This window comes from Streptomyces sp. NPDC057702 (assembly GCF_042799315.1).
Taxonomy (GTDB): domain Bacteria; phylum Actinomycetota; class Actinomycetes; order Streptomycetales; family Streptomycetaceae; genus Streptomyces.
Window position 1 is genome coordinate 42912 of the sequence record NZ_JBHVJC010000046.1, and the last position, 16252, is coordinate 59163.

16 protein-coding genes are annotated in these 16252 nt (G+C 75.3%); 6 read left to right on the top strand and 10 right to left on the bottom strand.

The window, feature by feature from the left end; genetic code table 11:
* Positions 1-1224 (top strand): acyl-CoA dehydrogenase family protein, encoded by a 1224-nt coding sequence (locus tag ACFVFR_RS28180; RefSeq protein WP_383706713.1) that lies wholly within the window; start codon positions 1-3, stop codon positions 1222-1224.
* A gap of 20 nt (positions 1225-1244) precedes the next feature.
* Here the strand turns inward: ACFVFR_RS28180 and ACFVFR_RS28185 are convergent, their stop codons facing one another.
* From ACFVFR_RS28185 to ACFVFR_RS28195, 3 genes are all read right to left on the bottom strand, one after another.
* On the bottom strand, positions 1245-1766 hold the full coding sequence (locus ACFVFR_RS28185; protein WP_383706716.1) for a GNAT family N-acetyltransferase: 522 nt from the start codon (positions 1764-1766) through the stop codon (positions 1245-1247).
* Between the two features lie 134 nt (positions 1767-1900).
* Positions 1901-2500 (bottom strand): TetR/AcrR family transcriptional regulator, encoded by a 600-nt coding sequence (locus ACFVFR_RS28190; protein WP_383706718.1) that lies wholly within the window; start codon positions 2498-2500, stop codon positions 1901-1903.
* A gap of 119 nt (positions 2501-2619) precedes the next feature.
* Positions 2620-3387, bottom strand: coding sequence for an SDR family oxidoreductase (locus ACFVFR_RS28195; RefSeq protein WP_383706750.1), 768 nt, complete (start codon positions 3385-3387; stop codon positions 2620-2622).
* 655 nt (positions 3388-4042) lie between these two features.
* Between ACFVFR_RS28195 and ACFVFR_RS28200 the strand changes: the two genes are divergently transcribed.
* The 3 genes from ACFVFR_RS28200 (at position 4043) to ACFVFR_RS28210 (ending at position 6800) form a co-directional block, all read left to right on the top strand.
* The gene (locus ACFVFR_RS28200) at positions 4043-4612 is read left to right on the top strand and encodes a hypothetical protein (RefSeq protein WP_383706720.1); all 570 of its coding nucleotides are present in this window, start codon (positions 4043-4045) and stop codon (positions 4610-4612) included.
* 835 nt (positions 4613-5447) lie between these two features.
* Positions 5448-6038, top strand: coding sequence for a hypothetical protein (locus ACFVFR_RS28205; RefSeq protein ID WP_383706722.1), 591 nt, complete (start codon positions 5448-5450; stop codon positions 6036-6038).
* A 297-nt stretch (positions 6039-6335) separates the two neighbouring features.
* Positions 6336-6800, top strand: a complete 465-nt coding sequence (locus tag ACFVFR_RS28210; protein ID WP_383706724.1) for a MaoC family dehydratase — start codon at positions 6336-6338, stop codon at positions 6798-6800.
* A gap of 185 nt (positions 6801-6985) precedes the next feature.
* Here the strand turns inward: ACFVFR_RS28210 and ACFVFR_RS28215 are convergent, their stop codons facing one another.
* Positions 6986-7837, bottom strand: a complete 852-nt coding sequence (locus ACFVFR_RS28215; RefSeq protein ID WP_383706726.1) for an alpha/beta fold hydrolase — start codon at positions 7835-7837, stop codon at positions 6986-6988.
* 104 nt (positions 7838-7941) lie between these two features.
* Between ACFVFR_RS28215 and ACFVFR_RS28220 the strand changes: the two genes are divergently transcribed.
* Positions 7942-8352, top strand: coding sequence for a winged helix-turn-helix transcriptional regulator (locus ACFVFR_RS28220; RefSeq protein ID WP_383706728.1), 411 nt, complete (start codon positions 7942-7944; stop codon positions 8350-8352).
* Between the two features lie 102 nt (positions 8353-8454).
* Here ACFVFR_RS28220 and ACFVFR_RS28225 read toward each other — a convergent pair whose 3' ends face one another.
* Both ACFVFR_RS28225 and ACFVFR_RS28230 read right to left on the bottom strand, forming a co-directional pair.
* A complete protein-coding gene (locus tag ACFVFR_RS28225; protein WP_383706730.1) occupies positions 8455-9081 on the bottom strand; it encodes a TetR/AcrR family transcriptional regulator in 627 nt (208 codons plus the stop codon).
* A 167-nt stretch (positions 9082-9248) separates the two neighbouring features.
* Positions 9249-9371 (bottom strand): hypothetical protein, encoded by a 123-nt coding sequence (locus ACFVFR_RS28230; RefSeq protein ID WP_383706731.1) that lies wholly within the window; start codon positions 9369-9371, stop codon positions 9249-9251.
* Positions 9372-9683: 312 nt separating this feature from the next.
* On the opposite strand from ACFVFR_RS28230, the gene ACFVFR_RS28235 reads away from it, so the two are divergent.
* The gene (locus ACFVFR_RS28235; protein WP_383706733.1) at positions 9684-10328 is read left to right on the top strand and encodes a TetR/AcrR family transcriptional regulator; all 645 of its coding nucleotides are present in this window, start codon (positions 9684-9686) and stop codon (positions 10326-10328) included.
* A 112-nt stretch (positions 10329-10440) separates the two neighbouring features.
* Here the strand turns inward: ACFVFR_RS28235 and ACFVFR_RS28240 are convergent, their stop codons facing one another.
* From ACFVFR_RS28240 to ACFVFR_RS28255, 4 genes are all read right to left on the bottom strand, one after another.
* A complete protein-coding gene (locus ACFVFR_RS28240; protein WP_383706736.1) occupies positions 10441-12015 on the bottom strand; it encodes an alpha/beta hydrolase in 1575 nt (524 codons plus the stop codon).
* A gap of 100 nt (positions 12016-12115) precedes the next feature.
* On the bottom strand, positions 12116-13198 hold the full coding sequence (locus ACFVFR_RS28245) for a zinc-binding dehydrogenase (RefSeq protein ID WP_383706738.1): 1083 nt from the start codon (positions 13196-13198) through the stop codon (positions 12116-12118).
* A gap of 436 nt (positions 13199-13634) precedes the next feature.
* Positions 13635-15053: an aldehyde dehydrogenase family protein gene (locus ACFVFR_RS28250; protein ID WP_383706740.1), complete on the bottom strand. Its 1419-nt coding sequence runs from the start codon at positions 15051-15053 to the stop codon at positions 13635-13637.
* Between the two features lie 624 nt (positions 15054-15677).
* Positions 15678-16252, bottom strand: a 575-nt coding sequence (locus ACFVFR_RS28255; protein WP_383706742.1) for a class F sortase, incomplete at its 5' end; no start/stop codon positions are given.

Genomic DNA, 16252 nt, shown 5'->3' on the forward strand with positions numbered 1-16252 from the left:
ATGGACTTCGGGTACGACGCCCGCACCGAGGAACTCCGCGACAGGCTGCTGGCCTTCATGGACGAGCACGTCTACCCGGCCGAGGCGCTCGCGCGCGAGCAGCGCGCCGCGCAGGCCGACCCGTGGGCGCAGCCGCCGGTGGTGTCCGAACTCCGCCGCGAGGCCCGCCGACGGGGCCTGTGGAACCTGTTCCTGCCGGGCACCGAGCACGGCGCCGGGCTGACCAACGCGCAGTACGCGCCGCTCGCGGAGATCACCGGCCGCAGCCCGCACCTGGCCCCCACCGCGCTGAACTGCGCCGCGCCGGACACCGGGAACATGGAGCTGCTCGCCGAGTTCGGCACCCCGAAGCAGCGGGCGCGCTGGCTGGAGCCGCTGCTGGCGGGCGAGATCCGATCGGCGTTCGCGATGACCGAACCGGATGTGGCGTCCTCGGACGCCACCAACATCGAGACCCGGATCGAGCGCGACGGCGACACGTACGTCATCACCGGCCGCAAGTGGTACATCTCCGGTGCCCTGCACCCCGACTGCCGGGTTCTGGTCGTGATGGGCAAGACCGACCCCGCGGCGAGCGACGTACGCCGCCAGCAGTCCATGGTGCTGGTGCCGCGCGAGGCACCCGGCGTCGAGGTCCGCCGGGCCCTGCACGTCTACGGCTACGCCGACCACCACCACGGCGGGCACGCGGAGGTCGTCCTCGACCACGTGCGGGTGCCGGTGGACCACCTGGTCGGCGAGGAGGGTGGCGGCTTCGCCATCGCCCAGGCCCGGCTCGGCCCCGGCCGTATCCACCACTGCATGCGGCTGATCGGCATGGCCGAACGCGCCATCGAGCTGATGTGCCGCCGTGCCCTGTCCCGTACGGCCTTCGGCCAGCCGCTGGCCGCCCAGGGGCAGGTGGGGGCGTGGATCGCGGACGCCCGGGTGAGCGTGGAGCAGCTTCGGCTGCTGGTGCTCAAGACCGCCTGGCTGATGGACACCGTGGGCAACCGGGGCGCGCACACCGAGATCCAGGCCATCAAGATCGCCACGCCGCGCACCGTGGCCGACATCATCGACCGGGCGGTGCAGGTGCACGGCGGGGGTGGCGTGGGCCAGGACTTCCCGCTGGCCGAGCTGTGGGCCGCCGCCCGCACGCTCCGGCTGGCCGACGGCCCCGACGAGGTACACCAACGCTCGCTGGCGCGGCGGGAGTTGCGGCGGTACGCGGCAGAGGGCTGAAGCGCCGCGCGCGCGGCGACCTAGGGGCGGGGGTCGGTGGTCGGCGTGGGGCGGGTCCAGGCGATCTCGTAGTACCTGACGCGCGCGTCCTGTCCGGTAGGTCGCATGCCGGCCGCCGTCATGACGTGCTGAGACGCGACGTTGTCGTGGTCGGCGTCGCCCTTGACGTGGGTGGCGCCGTGTTCGCGCGCGAAGATCAGCAGCCCGCGCAGGGCTTCGGAGGCGTACCCCTTGCCCCGCACCGACGGGACGAGGCCGTAGCCGATCGTGACGCCGCCGCTCTCGTCCGGAGGGCCGTGGAACCCCACGCCGCCGATCGCCTGACCGTCCGCGCGGCGGCGGATCTCGAAGTTGCCGAACGGCCGGGGGTCACCGCCGCCCGCGCAGGCGCCCAGGAAGCGGCGGGCGGCGAAGACGTCTCCGTCGGTGGGGTAGTCGGGCGCCCATCGGGGGTCGCCGCCCGGTTCGCCCGCCACCACCCGCTCGGCCTCGTCAACGGTCATCAGACACAGTTCGAGCCGCGCTGTCACAAGTTCGCCCATAGCCGGGAGGAGTATCACGTGGGGCCACCGGGCCGCACGGGAAATATCCGGGCCCGACACACCACCGCCCGGGCCGGACGCGCCGGCGCGGGCGGGTCGCTCGCGGGTCCCTGGCTCCGGGGCGCGGGACGGGGTCAGGGACGCAGGGCGCGCAGCAGCAGGTCCGCGAGGTGGTCGGCGACCTGGCGCGGGGTCAGGGGGCCGTCGGGGCGGTACCAGGTACCCAGGTGGTGCACGGAGCCGAAGTGGTAGTCCACCACCAGGTCGGCGGGGGTGGCGTCGCTGAAGACGCCCATGCGCTGCCCCTCCTCGACCAGCGCCCGGAAGCGCTCGTGGTAGCGGCGGCGCTCGGCACGTACCTGCTGGTGTTTCTCGGCGCTGAGTTGGTGCATCGACCGGAAGAAGATCTTCGTGTCGTCGAGGTTCTCGATGGTGGTCACCACGACGTCCGCAGCCGCGTCCCGCAGCCGGCGCTCCACGGGCGCGTCGGCGTCCGCGAACGCGTCCAGCCGCTCCTGTTGCAGGCGCAGCACCCGCGCGTAGACCTCGTGCAGCAGGTCGTCCTTGGAGCCGAAGTAGTGGTAGAGGGCGCCCTTGGTGACGCCGGCCGCCGCCACGATCTCCTGGACCGAGGTGCGGTCGTAGCCGCGCTCGGCGAACAGCCTGGTGGCGGCCTCAAGGAGCCGTCGCGGCACCGGTACCGCCCGCGCGCCGTCCTCGTTCGCCCTGGCCATCGCCACCACCCGCCCTCGTTTGCGCCGCCGCGCGACCCTCGCCGGAGAATCCTCCCATTCCTCACCTTCGACCATCGCGGCGGTGTCTCCCGCCGCCCACCACTGGGCGGCGGGTGCCGTCAGCGCCCGGCCCCGTCGGGCAGCCGCTCGACCTTGCGCTGGAGGTGGTTGACGCCCGCCAGCCAGCGGTCGGGCGTCGTGGCGCGGGCGGCGTAGTAGTCGGCGACCTCCGGGTGCGGCAGGATCAGGAACCGCTCCTCGGCGATGCCCTCGAAGAGCGCCTCGGCGACCGCGTCCGGTGCGATCGCCGTGGGCGCGAGGAGGAGTTCACCGACGGGCCCCGTGCCGGCCAGCATGTCGGTGCGCACGCCCTGCGGGCAGATCGCGTGCACCCGCACGCCCCGGTGCCGGTAGGTGGCCGAGAGCCACTCGGCGAAGGCGTACGCGGCGTGCTTGGAGACGCTGTAGGGCGCCGAGCCGACCATGGTGAGCAGGCCGGCGGCGGAGACCGTGGAGACGAAGCGGCCGTGGCCGCGCTCCAGCCAGGCGGGGAGCAGCTCGCGGGCCGCGCGGACGTGGGCCATCACGTTGACGTCCCAGGCCGCCGCCCACAGCGCCTCGTCCGCCTCCGGGCCTCCGGTGGGCGCCACGCCGGCGTTGGCGCAGAAGACGTCGATGTCGCCGCCGAGCGCCGCGCGTGCCGCCGGCAGCACCTCGGAGGCGTCGCCGGGCACCGCCACCCCGCCCACCTCGGCGGCCACCGCCCGCGCCTTGCCCGCGTCGAGGTCGTTGACCGCGACCTCGGCGCCCCGGGCGGCGAAGCCCCTGGCGAGCGCGGCGCCGATGCCGCCGCCCGCACCGGTCACGACCACGCGCGCGCCCCGCATGGTGTCCACGATGTGCCCCTCCCCGGTCCGGTCACCGATGGCGGACGCCCGGCACGCCCACAGGCCCCGACGCGAGCCGACCGCCGTGTACGCGACGTGCCGTACCTCGCCCGCCGGCCGCGTCCGCCGTACGCCCAGCGCAGACTAACCGGTCGGTATGTCGTGCGAAAGGGCGCGGCCCGCCAGGCCCTGTCGGGTCCCACCGCACGCGACGGGGAGGGTGGTTCGCCGGGGCGCACCTCCCGCGCACGCGGCGGGGGCGCGGCGCGCGCGGCCCGTCGCTCGCACCCGCCGGGCCGCCCTCGGGCGGAGCGCGGGCGGTGCCCGGCGTGCGGCCGATCCCGCGACCAGGGCGCGGCACCGATCCGGCGGAGGCGCGAGTCACAGCGCCACCGGACGCGGCGGACATCGCTCACGCCTCGTCATGACTCCTGCCCACGACGGCGACATATCCACGACGCGACAGCGCGCACGGGAAACTGTCCACCGGAACACCGGTAATGTTCCGCAGATTTGTTCCGCGAATCGTGGCTATCCCCGTGCGGCCCGTGGAAGGCTTTTGCGCTGTCGCACTCCCCATGCCCTGCCGGGAATCCACTTCCCTATTCAGCAGGGTTCCCTTTTGTTATTCGACAGCACAAGGAGACGTACGTCCGTGAGTCATTCCCAGGTCGCCCCTCCCCTCGGTGATCCCCGACGCCCCCCCGTTTCGGCCCGGCGCCCGGCCCTGCTGCTCGCGCTGCTCCTGACGTCCGCGCTGGCGGCCCTGAGCGGGCTGTTCGGCTCCGTCCTGGTCTTCACCGGCGGCAAGGACATGGCGGAGACCAACGTCAAGGACGTCATCGACGAGCACCCGGACACGCTCGGGCTCGGCTCCGACTTCTCGTCGGCCGACTTCAAGAGCCTGACCGGCCCCCTGTGGGAAGAGCTGATCAGCGACCGTCAGGACACGCTGGTGGCCCGCGCCGGCATGGTGGCGTTCTTCGCCGCCTGCGCGCTGCTCGTCACACTGCTGGCCCGAAAGGCCGCCACCTGGTCCCGCGTACTCATCACCATCACGGCCCTCGTGTCGGTCATTCCGCATTTCCTGATCGTCGGTGACTACGAGCCCGATTCCGTGACCACGCTCAGCTTTATCGCCATTGTCGCGAGTTTCGCCGCGGTGATTTTGTGCTGGCTGCCTCCGGTCGGCCGGTACGGCCGGGCGGTAAAGGCCCGCGGCTGATCCGACCGGCCGGGGCGGCGGCCCCGACCGGTCGGCCCCCGGGGCGCGTTGTCCACGAGGGAGGAACCGTTCCGGCCGCGCGGGGGGACGCACGGCCAGGCCAGCGGAGCTCGGACCCGGCGGCGCGGGCGTCACCCACGTGGTGGCGCCCGCACCGCCACAGGACACGCCCGCCACAGGACACGCACCGCCGTGGACGCGCGTCACCGCGCCACCCGACGAAGCGGCCCCACCACCCGGGCGGCGCCACGCCACCAGCCCGCACCGCGCGGGCCCGCGCCACCCCGCGCCAGTGCCGCCCACCGCCCGCCACACGAAACCGTGCCGGCACGGCGGAGCCACACCCGCCCACCGCCGCCGCCGACCCTCACCCCCCGCCCGCCTCGGGCCGCCCCGCTCACCCCTGGCCCGCCCGCGCCACCCCGTCGCGCCGCGTCGCCGTACGGGCCGCCGCGCCCGCCCCGGCCGAGGGCACCGCCCCGTACCGCCCGCGCCGTCGCGGCTCGAACCGGTGCCCGATTCCCACCGCCCACACCGGACCAGCGCGGTTTGCCCGGGATGCGCGCGGGTAGCCGCCGACGAGGTCGCCGTAGCGGCCGGGCCGGGTCGCCGTCGCGCCAGCGGGGCGCCGCGCACCGAACTCCGGCGCACGGCACGGCCGCACGGGCGGTGTACGTGACGTCCGTGGCGAGGGCCACCGACCCGCGCTCCGGGGTTCGGGGCGGGGCCACGAGCGACACGCGGTGGATGACCGAGCGGAAAAGATGGAGCCAAATCGTGGCGGGCCACGTCCATGGGGCATCGGGTCTGGTCCGCATGTCGGAGGTGGGATGCTTTGGCTGGTTTCAGAGCACTGGCACGAGAAGTTCGCGATCCACGGAACAGTGTCGCGCTGCGACGCACCTCGCTCCGTAAGTGCCTGGAGCGCTTCGCCCCGTACGGGCACCGTGCCACCTGGCACCATCTGTGCGTGCGCACCGGGATGCGGCCCGCGGACCGCGATCCCGACCCCGCGCGTCTGGTGGCCGCGCTGACGGAGCTGGAGGAGGCGCGGGAGGTGTGGCTCGCCTACGAGGCGGAGTTCGCCGCCCGGCGCCGACGCGAGAAGCACGACGGCGTGCGCCAACCGGGCGCCGTCGACGACTGGCACCGACTGACCTGGGGTGGCTGCGAGGTCGTCCGCTGCGCCGACCCCGAGACCCACCCCGCCGCCCCGCTGCCGCAGGTCCTGCGCCAGGTCATCGCGGCCATGGAGACATCGGAGGGGCCGGCCGCCGGCTGCCCCGTGTGCGGGCAGGACCGCATGCTCTGGCACGGCATCGCGGGCCGTGCCTGGGAGCCGGGCCCCGTCTGCGCGAGCTGCGGCATCGTGGTGCCGCGCCCGACCACCGCCCCCCGCGCGCCCGCGCTGGCGTGCGCGCGCTGATCGGCCCCCGGCCGGGCCGCGCCCCCGACGGCGCGGCACTGGCCGGCGGCCCGACCAGGCGCCGCCGGCCCGCCGCTACCGACCGGGCGACGCTGACCGCTCCCCCGTCGGCGCCCCCAAAGGCACGGCTGAGCCGGCGCGCGCCGGCGTCCCGCCGCTCGCCGGGCCGCCCGTTGACAGCCCCTCCCCCGGGCAGCATGCTGAGCAGCCGCTCGGACGACGGCGTACGGGTCGCGGGCGTGCGCCGTGCCGGTACGCGCGCCCCCACCACGGCACGGCAGCACGGGAGGCACCGCGATGACCCAGCCCCGGATCTTCACCTCGCTGGACGAACTACGGTCCGCGATCGGCGTCGAGATCGGGCCGAGTGACTGGCTGGAGGTCGACCAGCGGCGGATCGACCTGTTCGCCGAGGCGACCGGCGACCACCAGTGGATTCACGTGGACCCGGAGCGGGCCGCGTCCGGGCCGTTCGGCACGACCATCGCGCACGGCTATCTGACGCTGTCGCTGCTGCCCGCCTTCGTGCCGCGACTCCTACGTGTCGAGGGCGTCCGCATGGGCGTCAACTACGGCGTGAACAAGGTGCGCTTCCCCGCCCCGGTGCCGGTCGGCTCGCGCCTGCGCGCCACCGCCCGGATCGCGGAGGTCGTCGAGGTCACCGGCGGCGTCCAGCTCACCACGGTCGTCACGATCGAACGCGAGGGCGGCGGTGAGCGGCCGGTGTGCGTCGCCGAGTCGGTCAGTCGCTTCTCCCACTAGCGCGGCCCCCGACCCGCCCGCACGAGGGGCGCCTTCCGCCGCCGGTTCGCGGTGTCCGCCGCACGAACCGCGTGACGCCGTGGCGTGGCGTACGGCGAGCGGCGGCGTGACGCCGAGGCGTTGCGGATCGAGCCGGGTCCCGCATCGGCTGTCGGTTCCCTCCCCGGTCATGCCTCGCTCCCCGGTCACGCCGCCTTCGCCGCCTCGCCGGCCAGGAACGGGCGCAGCAGCGCGAGGAGGGCACGCGGCCGGTGCAGCGGGATGATGTGGCCGCAGTCCTCGATGACGTGCCCGGTGAGATCGTCGGTGACCGGGCGGAGTTGACGTTCCAGCGCGGCTCCCACGGGGCGGGCGCCCAGCGCCATCGTCGGCACCGTCAGGCGGGCGGTGGCGACCGCCCGCTCGATCTGGAGCGCGCTCTCGGGCAGGGCCCGGTAGTACGAGAACGCGCGGCGCAACGCCTGGCGGCCGGTGTACGCGCGGACGAAGGCGTCCCGGAGGGCGGGGCGTACCCCCTCGCCGAGCGTCCCGGCGTTCAGGAACCAGTCGACGTAGGCGGCCTCGTGGCCCTCCAGCACGGTCTCGGCGAGGCCGGGCGCGGCCGCGTGGAAGCCGAACCACCACGGCGGCCCGTCGGCGAGGAACGCGCCGGCGCCGGGCAGCCTCCCCAGCAGGGACTCCATGACGACCAGGCGTCGGACGAGCGGGGGGCGGCGCAGGGCGAGGAGGAAGGCCGGCGCGGCGCCCGCGTCGATGCCCACCACCGCGGCCGAGGACACGCCGAGCGCGGTGAGCAGCGCCGCGGCGTCCTCGGCCAGGGTGCCCGCGTCGTACCCGGCGGCGGCCCGGCCGCTCGCGCCGAACCCGCGCAGGTCCGGCGCGATGACGTGGTAGCGGTCGGACAGATCGGCCATGACGTCCGTCCACAGCTCCCAGGTGTGCGGGAAGCCGTGGAGCAGCAGGACGGCCGGGCCCGATCCGTCGAGGGCGACGTTCAGTTCGACACCGCCCGCGAGGACGCGTCGCAGCTCGGGCATGGGGGAGCTCCAGGTGTGGGGTGAGGGTTGGTGACCAGGTCACGCTAGGGAACTAGGCTGGTCCCGCCCAAGACGGCACTTTCCCTTCAGGTGGTGAGCCCCAGGTGACCACGTCGAGGTCCGGCGGACGTGAGCGGCGCCCCGGTGAGCGCGGCGACCTGCTGGATCCGTGCTGCCCGACCCGCCAGTTGCTCGACCGGATCGGCACCAAGTGGACGTCGATGGTGGTCAAGGTGCTGGCCGAGGAGGCTCCGGCCGAGCTCCGGTTCGCGGAACTCCGGCGCCGCGTCCCGGGCGTCTCGCAGAAGATGCTGTCCGTCACCCTGCGGACCCTGACCCGCGATGGCCTGGTCGCACGCCGCGTGGAACCCACCGTGCCGCCCGCCGTCCACTACCGGCTCACCGACCTCGGCCTGTCCCTGGAGCGCCCGCTCGCCGCCCTGCGGGACTGGGCCGAGACGCACATGCCGGAGATCGACCGCAACAACCAGCTCGCCGACCAGCGTCACTCCTGAGACGAGGGGCCGCACGCGCCCCAGGACCTGAGCACTCGCGCCGGCGTCTCGGGTACGGGCAGGCCGGGCCCGTCGTGGTCCGTGCGGCGCGGGTCACCCCGCTCACGCCGTCGGGTTCGCGGCCCCCACCATGCGCAGGGCCAGGGCCGCGTACGACCGGGCCACCTCGTCCGGGCCGCGCCGGCCCTCGGTGCTGAACCAGCGGGCCACGTCGATACACAGGGACAGCACGGCCAGGGTGGTGCCCGGCACGTCGGCCACGTCGAAGTCGCCCGAGCGCACGCCGTCCTCGATGATGCCGCGCACCGCGGCGTCGATGGCCCGGCGCATGCCGACGATCTCGGCCCGGTGTTCGGGGCCCAGCGCGTCCAGTTCGTACTGCACCACCCGCGCCGTGGTGTGGTGCTCGGCGTGCCAGCGGACGAAGGAGCGTACGGCGTCGGCGAGTCGCTCGGCCGGGCTGCCGTCGGCCAGCGCGGGGCGCTCCAGGATGTCGAGCGCGAGTCGGTGACCGACCAGGCTGATCTGGTAGAGGAGTTCTTCCTTGGTCTTGTAGTGGATGTAGAGCGCGGCCGGGCTCATGCCGGCGCGGCCGGCGATGTCGCGGGTGGTGGTGGCGTGGTAGCCGCGCTCGGCGAACGCCTCCACCGCGGCGACGACCAGCCGTCGGGCGGCGTCCGGGGCGATGTCGGCCCACTCCTGGGTGGGCTGCTGCGCGTGCGCGCTCATGGAAGGCCCCGCTCTGCCGGCTCGCCGCGGACCCTCCGCGTCGGAGGGCTCACCCTACCGCGCGGGTGAGCGGTCGCTTAGGTGTCGCGGTGGCGCATCGGAGGCCGCGCGGCGGACGCCGCCCGACGGGGCGGAGACGGCGCCCGACGGGTGGCAGACGGGGGCGCTCAGAACGGCACGACCCCCGGCAGGGCGCGGCCGACCAGGAGCCGCTGGGTCCGGCCGGTGCCCTCGGGCGGGGTCGTCACCCGCGTGTCTCGCGGCAGCCCGCCGACCGGGCACGCGTCCACGAAGCCGTAGCCGCCGAAGACCTGGAGCGCGTCGTCAGCGCACCGTGGGGCCGCCCTCGCCGGCGTGGAGCCGGGTCCACCGACGCCCCGGTCGGGAACGGCGGCCCGTGCTCGACGCGGTCGGCCGCCCGTCGGGTCAGCGGCCGGGCCGCGGCCACGGCGATGTCCGCCAGCGGTTCCCGGACGCGTGGGTGGCCGGTCGGCGGGCCGCGCGCCGCTCGTCCGTCAGCTCCGGATCCGCGTCCCCACCTCGGGAGTTCCCCACGAAACGAGCAGCGCTAGTTTTTTGCCGGCGACCCTACTATGGGGCGCATGGCCCGCCCCCGCGAACCCCTGCTCAGCCGCGAGAGAATCGTCACGGCCGCTCTCGCGCTGGTCGACGCGGAGGGGCTGGAGGCCGTCTCGACCCGCCGGCTGGCCGCCGAACTCGGGGTCAGCGGGCCGTCGTTGTACCACCACTTCCCGACCAAGGACGCGATCCTGGACGCGGTCGCGGACAGCGTGGTCGCCGGGGTCGACCTGTCGATGTTCGACACGGGCCGCGAGGGCCCCAACCACTGGCGGCCGGCGCTGGGCGCCTGGGCCCGCTCCTACCGGGCGGCGCTGACCGCGCACCCGCACATCGTGCCGCTGCTGGCCAGGGGCCCCGGGCGGCGGCCGACGGGACTGCGGATGGCGGACGCGGTGTTCGGCGCGATGGTGCGCGCGGGCTGGCCGCCGGCCCAGGCGACGCGGGTGGGCGCGCTGATGCGCTACTTCGTCACCGGCTCGGCGCTCGGTTCCTTCGCCCGTGGCTTCGTGGACGATCCCCAGGCGTACGACCCGGCGGCCTATCCGCACCTCGGCCAGGCGCACCTGCTGGCCGAGCGGCAGCGGCAGGTGGACGGGGGCGCGTTCGAGACGGGCCTGGACGCCCTGCTCGACGGGCTGGAGCTGCGGTTCCAACGGCTGGGCTGAGCCTTTGCGCCCGGTGGCCTCGCGGCGGACGCGGGGCGGGGCGCGGGTGCCCGTCCGTGGCACCGTGCTGGCGGGCCGGCCGTGGGGCCGCCCGACCCGCCTCGGGCCGGGACTACTTCTGACAGGTGACGTCCGCGCGGGGCAGGGTGCCGGTGCGGAGGTAGGCGTTGACCTGGGCGTCCACGCAGGCGTTGCCGTACTGGCCGAACACCCCGTGGTGGTTGACGCCTTCCAGGGTCAGCAACCGGGAGCTGGGCAGCGAGGCGCGCAGGGCCTGGCTACCCGGGTACGGGGTACGGGAGTCGCCGGTGGCGGCGACGATGAGGGCGGGCACGTCGCGCTCGACCCGGACCGGGGCCTCGCGCGGTATCTCTGGCCAGAACGCGCAGGGGTTGACGTTGTTGGCCATCGGCCCCATCAGCGGATACCGGTCGCGGCTGCGCAGCACGTCACGCCAGTACACCTCGGGGTCGCGCGGCGCCGCCGCGTCCCCGCACAGGATGGCCACCTGGGCACTGCCGTACGGCGACATCTTCCCGGTCAGGGCGAAGTCCAGCATGTGGGCCAGCTCCGGTGTCGGTTCGACGCGTTCGCCGCGCGCCGCGCGGGCGAGCACCGAGAGCTGACCGGCCAGCGCGTGGCGGGCCGGGTCGCGGTCGTCGACGGCGCCGGCGAAGGCGACCATCGGCACCGTCGCGTCGTCCACCCGGTAGGCGTCGGCGCCCGAGCCGACCACCAGCGGGCGCACGGCCGCGGCGCGCGCGGTGTCCTCGACGGTGCGCATCACCTGCCGCTCGCTGGTGCCCAGGCCGTAGGTGGCGTGGTGCCGCGCGGTCCACGCCGCCCAGGCCCGCAGGACCCGGTCGCCGGTCTCCTCCTGCCCCTTGAGGATGCGGGGCTGGTACGCGGGCGGGTTGATGGCTCCGTCGAACACCACCCGGTCGTAGCGGCCGGGGAACATCTGGGTGTAGGCGGTGCCCAGGTAGGTGCCGTACGAGTAGCCCAGGTAGGAGATCTTCCGCTCGCGCAGCGCGCCGCGTACGACGTCCATGTCGCGGGCCGTGTCGCGGGTGGTGACGTGTGCCAGGACGTCACCGTGGCGCGTGACACAGCGCGTGGCCAGGTCCTTCTGGTGGGTGACCTGCCGGTCGAAGGAGGCCCGGGTCATGCCGGCCGAGACCAGCGCCGAGCCCACGGGCCAGCCGCAGTCCAGCGGGGTGCTGCGGCCGACGAAGCGGGGGTCGAGGCCGACGAGGTCGTACCGTGCGGCGTTGTCCGCCATCGACGTCCGGGCGTACAGCGGGCTGGTCAGCGAGGGGCCGCCTGGGCCGCCGTCGTTGAGGAGGATGGGGCCGACGCGGTGGGCGGTGTCGGTGGCCTTGATCCGGGAGATGGCGATGGTGATGGTGCGGCCGGTGGGGCGCGCGTAGTCCAGCGGGACGGTGAGGTCGGCGCACCGGGCGCCGGCCTTGGCCAACTCCCTGCCGTCCTCGTCGTCCGGGCCGAGCACGCAGCTCTTCCACCGCGGGTGCTGGTCGTAGTAGCGGGCGAGCGTCTGGGAGGGGGCGCCGGACAGCGCGGCGGGCGGGCTCTCGTGGGCCACGGCCGACGGGGCCGACAGGGGCGCGGTGGCCAGACAGGCGGCGAGCGCCAGAGTCGCCGCCACCGGCTTCATGATCGCGTACATGCCAGCACGCTAGGCCGTGGGTCGGTGCCCGCTCACTGGTGCTGTCCCCCACCTTGGAGCGGGGGACAGCACCCGTGCGCGGGCCCGGCACGGTGTGGGATCAGAAGACGATGAGCGCCCGGCCGCCCCGGCCCGCCATCATGGCCTCGAAGGCCGCGGGGATGTCCTCCAGCCCGATCCGGTCGGTGACCAGGGCCGACAGGTCGAGGCGCCCCGCGCGTACGTGTTCGGCGATGACCGGCAGGTCGCGCACCGGGTCGCTGTTGCCGAAGACGCAGCCGGAGAGGGTGCGGCCGAAGTAGAACAACTCCAGCGCGGAGAACGTCACCTGCTGGTCCGTGCCGCCGATGCCCACGACGGTGGTGCGACCGCCGCGCCGGGTGCTCGTCCAGGCGGCGCGGATGGTGTCCGCGCGGCCCACGCACTCGATGGCCACGTCGGCGCCGTACCCCTCGGTGAGCGCGCGCACCCGCTTGGCCGTGTCCTCGCCCGCTATCAGGAAGTCGGTGGCGCCGGCGGCTCTGGCCAGCTTCTCCTTCTCCGGCGAGACATCCACGGCGATCAGCGGCCCCGCGCCGGCGATCCGCGCGCACTGGAGCACCGCCAGGCCCACCCCGCCGACGCCGTAGACCACGACCGACTCGCCCTCCACGACCCGGGCCGCGTGGAAGATCGCGCCATACCCGGTCAGCACGGCGCAGCCCAGCAGCGCGGCGTCCGCGAGCGGCACGCCGTCCGGCAGCGGCAGCACCGCGTGCGCGGGCACCACGGTCTCCTCGGCGAAGGCGGCGGTGCCCAGGCCCGGGTACAGGGCGGTGGAGTCGGCCGCCAGAGTGGCGTACGGGGTCTCGGCGGCGGCGCCCGCGTGCACACACAGCCAGGGCTCGTCCAGCGCGCAGAAGTGGCAGTTGCCGCAGGAGGGCGCCCAGTTCAGCACGACGCGGTCGCCGGTGGCGACCTCCGTCACGCCCTCGCCCACGGCGCTGACGACACCGGCCCCCTCGTGTCCGAGTACCGCCGGCGCGATCTGGCGCAGCGTGCCGTTGGACAGCGACAGGTCGGAGTGGCACACCCCGGCGGCGGTGAGCTTGACCCGGACCTGTCCGGGGCCGGGCTTGGGGAGGTCGATCTCGGCGATCTCCAGCGGAGCGTTGACTGCGGTCAGTACAGCGGCGCGAACCACGGCTTCTCCTAGGGGCACAGACACGGTGTGGGGGTGGGGGGGGTTGGCCCGGCCTCGTCGCCGCCGGGCCGGTGGCCGGCGCCGTCGGGGCGGGCGGACGGGCGGAGTGCCCCGGCGTACGCGGGTACGTACGCCGGTTCGAGCAACACGACGGTGCGGATCGTACGGCGGTGCGGCGGCCGAGCACAGCGTGCGCTCGGCCGTACCCGGCGGGCGGCTTCCGGCCCCCGGGCGCGCGGCGTCCGGGGCGGCTCCCGGCCGGGGCGGGCCGGTCGGCCCGGGCCGGTCCGGGCCCGGGGGATGACGCGGTGCGGTGCGGCGGGGGCGGGGGCCGGGTCGCTCGAACACAGCGTCGGGCGCCGGCGCGCGCGGGCGGCCGTGTCCGGGGGGCCGCGATCGAGGTGTGGGGGCCGGCGCGTCGGGGTGTCGGCGCGTCTCAGAGTTGCAGCGACTTCGTCTGCAGGTACTCGGTCAGTCCGTGGACGCCGAGTTCGCGGCCGACGCCGGAGTGCTTGTAGCCGCCGAAGGGGGCGAGCGGGTTGAACCGGCCGCCGTTGATGTCCACCTGTCCGGTGTCCAGGCGGCGCGCGACGGCGACCGCCGTGGCCTCGTCGGCGGCCCAGACGGCGCCGGCCAGCCCGTAGGCCGAGTCGTTGGCGATCCGCACGGCGTCGTCCACGTCGGCGTACCGCAGGATCGTGAGCACCGGGCCGAAGATCTCCTCCTGGGCGATCGTCATCTCGGGCGTGACGTCGGCGAAGACGGTGGGGCGCACGTAGTAGCCCCGCTCCCGCCCCTCCGGTGCCTCCGTTCCGCCGGCCACCAGGCGGGCGCCCTCGGCGACGCCCTGGTCGATGTAGCCGCGCACCCGGTCCCGCTGCCGGGCGCTGACCACCGGCCCGAGTCGGGTGTCCGGGTGACGCGGGTCGGCCGGTTCGTACCTCGCGGCGGCGGCAGCGGCCAGCGCCACCGCCTCCTCGTACTGGTCGGTGTGGACCAGCATGCGCGTCCAGGCGCTACAGGTCTGGCCCGCGTTGGCGATCACGTTGCCCACGCCGACCTTCACCGCGCGCGTCAGATCGGCGCCGGGCAGGATGACGTTGGCCGATTTGCCGCCCAGTTCGAGGGCGACGCGCTTGACGGCGGCGCCGGCGCTCGCGCCGATCCGCCGGCCGACGGCGGTGGAGCCGGTGAAGGAGACCAGGTCCACGCCCGGGTGCTCGGCCAGCGCCTGCCCGGCGACCGCGCCCACGCCGGTGACCAGGTTGAAGACTCCGGCGGGCAGCCGCGCGGCGGCCACCACCTCGGCCAGGAGCCGGGCCACCAGCGGGGTGTTCTCGGCGGGCTTGACGACCACGGTGCAGCCGGCGGCGAGCGCGGGGGCGACCTTGGCGACGATCTGGTGCAGCGGGTAGTTCCAGGGCGTGATGGCGCCGACGACGCCCACCGGCTCACGCAGCACCGTGGAGTTGGCGATCCGCTCCTCGAACGCGTACGTCTTGGCCAGCTCGGCGTAGCTGTCCGCGACGGCGATCGGCAGGTCGGCGTGGACGACCCGGGAGAAGCCGATCGGGGCGCCGAGCTCGTCGGCCACGGTCTCGGCGATCTCCTCGCGCCGCGCGGCGAGCCCGTCGCGCAGCGCCGCCAGGTACCCGCCACGCTCGGCCGGCGCGATGGCCGACCAGCCGGGCAGGGCGGCGCGCGCGGCCCGTACGGCGGTGTCGACGTCGAGCGCGGTACCGGCGGGCACCGTGCCGATGACGCGCTCGTCGGCCGGGTTCACGACCTCGATCGTGTCCGTGCCGGCCGCGGGCCGCCAGGCGCCGTCGATGTACATCCCGTCATGCGACTTCACGTCGTTCGCCCTCCAGCACACCGCTCCGGCCCGTCGTACCCGACCAAACTAACGACGGTAGTTTTCGGACGCCAGGGGCCGCCACGTGCCCTCGATCACGTGCCCGCCACCGCCCACGCCCTGCGCGTCGCCCGCACCTCAGCCCTGACCCCACGTCAACTACCGGCCATCGCCGGCCAGATGGCCGCACCCCGACGCGCGGCGCCGGCGGCCGGGTACGGCCCAGGCGAACGGGCGGAGAAACGCGGGCCCGATCTCCGTCCCCTACACGCTGCCCGGCGGTCGCCCCGTCACACCCACCCACCGGCCGATCACCCCGACGCCGACGGTTTACGGCCGCCCCGCGGGCGCGCGGGGTCCCCGGCGGGCGCCGCCGTGGGCGTACGCCCGGGGGTGGGTCGGGGCGCGCGACCAGGGGTGGGCCGGCCCCGGCGCCGCCCCGCCGCCTTATCGAAGGCCGCGCCCCGGCCGCCGCCGCTGGCCTTGGACCGGCGTCCGGCCCGGGGCCCGGTCGGCCCACCGCGCACGGTGCAGCCGGGCAGGGGGTGTTCGGGCTGGGGGTCGTGTGCGCGGGGGCGCGCGGGGACGGAGGCGGGCGGTCGGGGGAGGCGGGAGGGCGCCGGGTCAGCGGGGTCGGGGCGTGTCGCGGACGTCGTGCAGGTGGGCGAAGACGACGATGTTGGAACGGTAGCCACGGCCGGGCTCGAAGGCTCCGCCGCAGGTCAGCAGCCGCAGTTCGGGGCGGCCCTGATCGCCGTAGACCTCGCGGTCGGGGAAACGCGAGCGCGGGTAGGTCCGTACCGCGTCCACGGCGAACACGGCCGTCCGGCCGTCGTGGCGGGCCACGTCGACCAGGTCGCCCCGCCGGAGCGCCGGCAGTTCGAGGAAGACCGCGGGCCCACGGCGGGTGTCGCGGTGGCCGACGATCACGGCGGTGCCGCGCTCGCCGGGACTCGGCCCCCGCTCGTACCAGCCCGCCACCCCGGGGGTGTTCATGGCCGGCGTCGTCAGCCGGCCCCGTCGGTCGAGGCCGAGGCCGACGAGCGGCGCGTCCACCCGCAGCGTGGGAATGGCCAGGCGGCCGGGGCGGGCCCGGGGGACGGGGGCCCGGGGCACCAGCGGCCGGGTGGCGCGCGGGGCACCGGGCACCCGCCCGGCCGGGCCCTTGGCGGCCGTCCGCGCCGCGTCGTGCGCGGCGG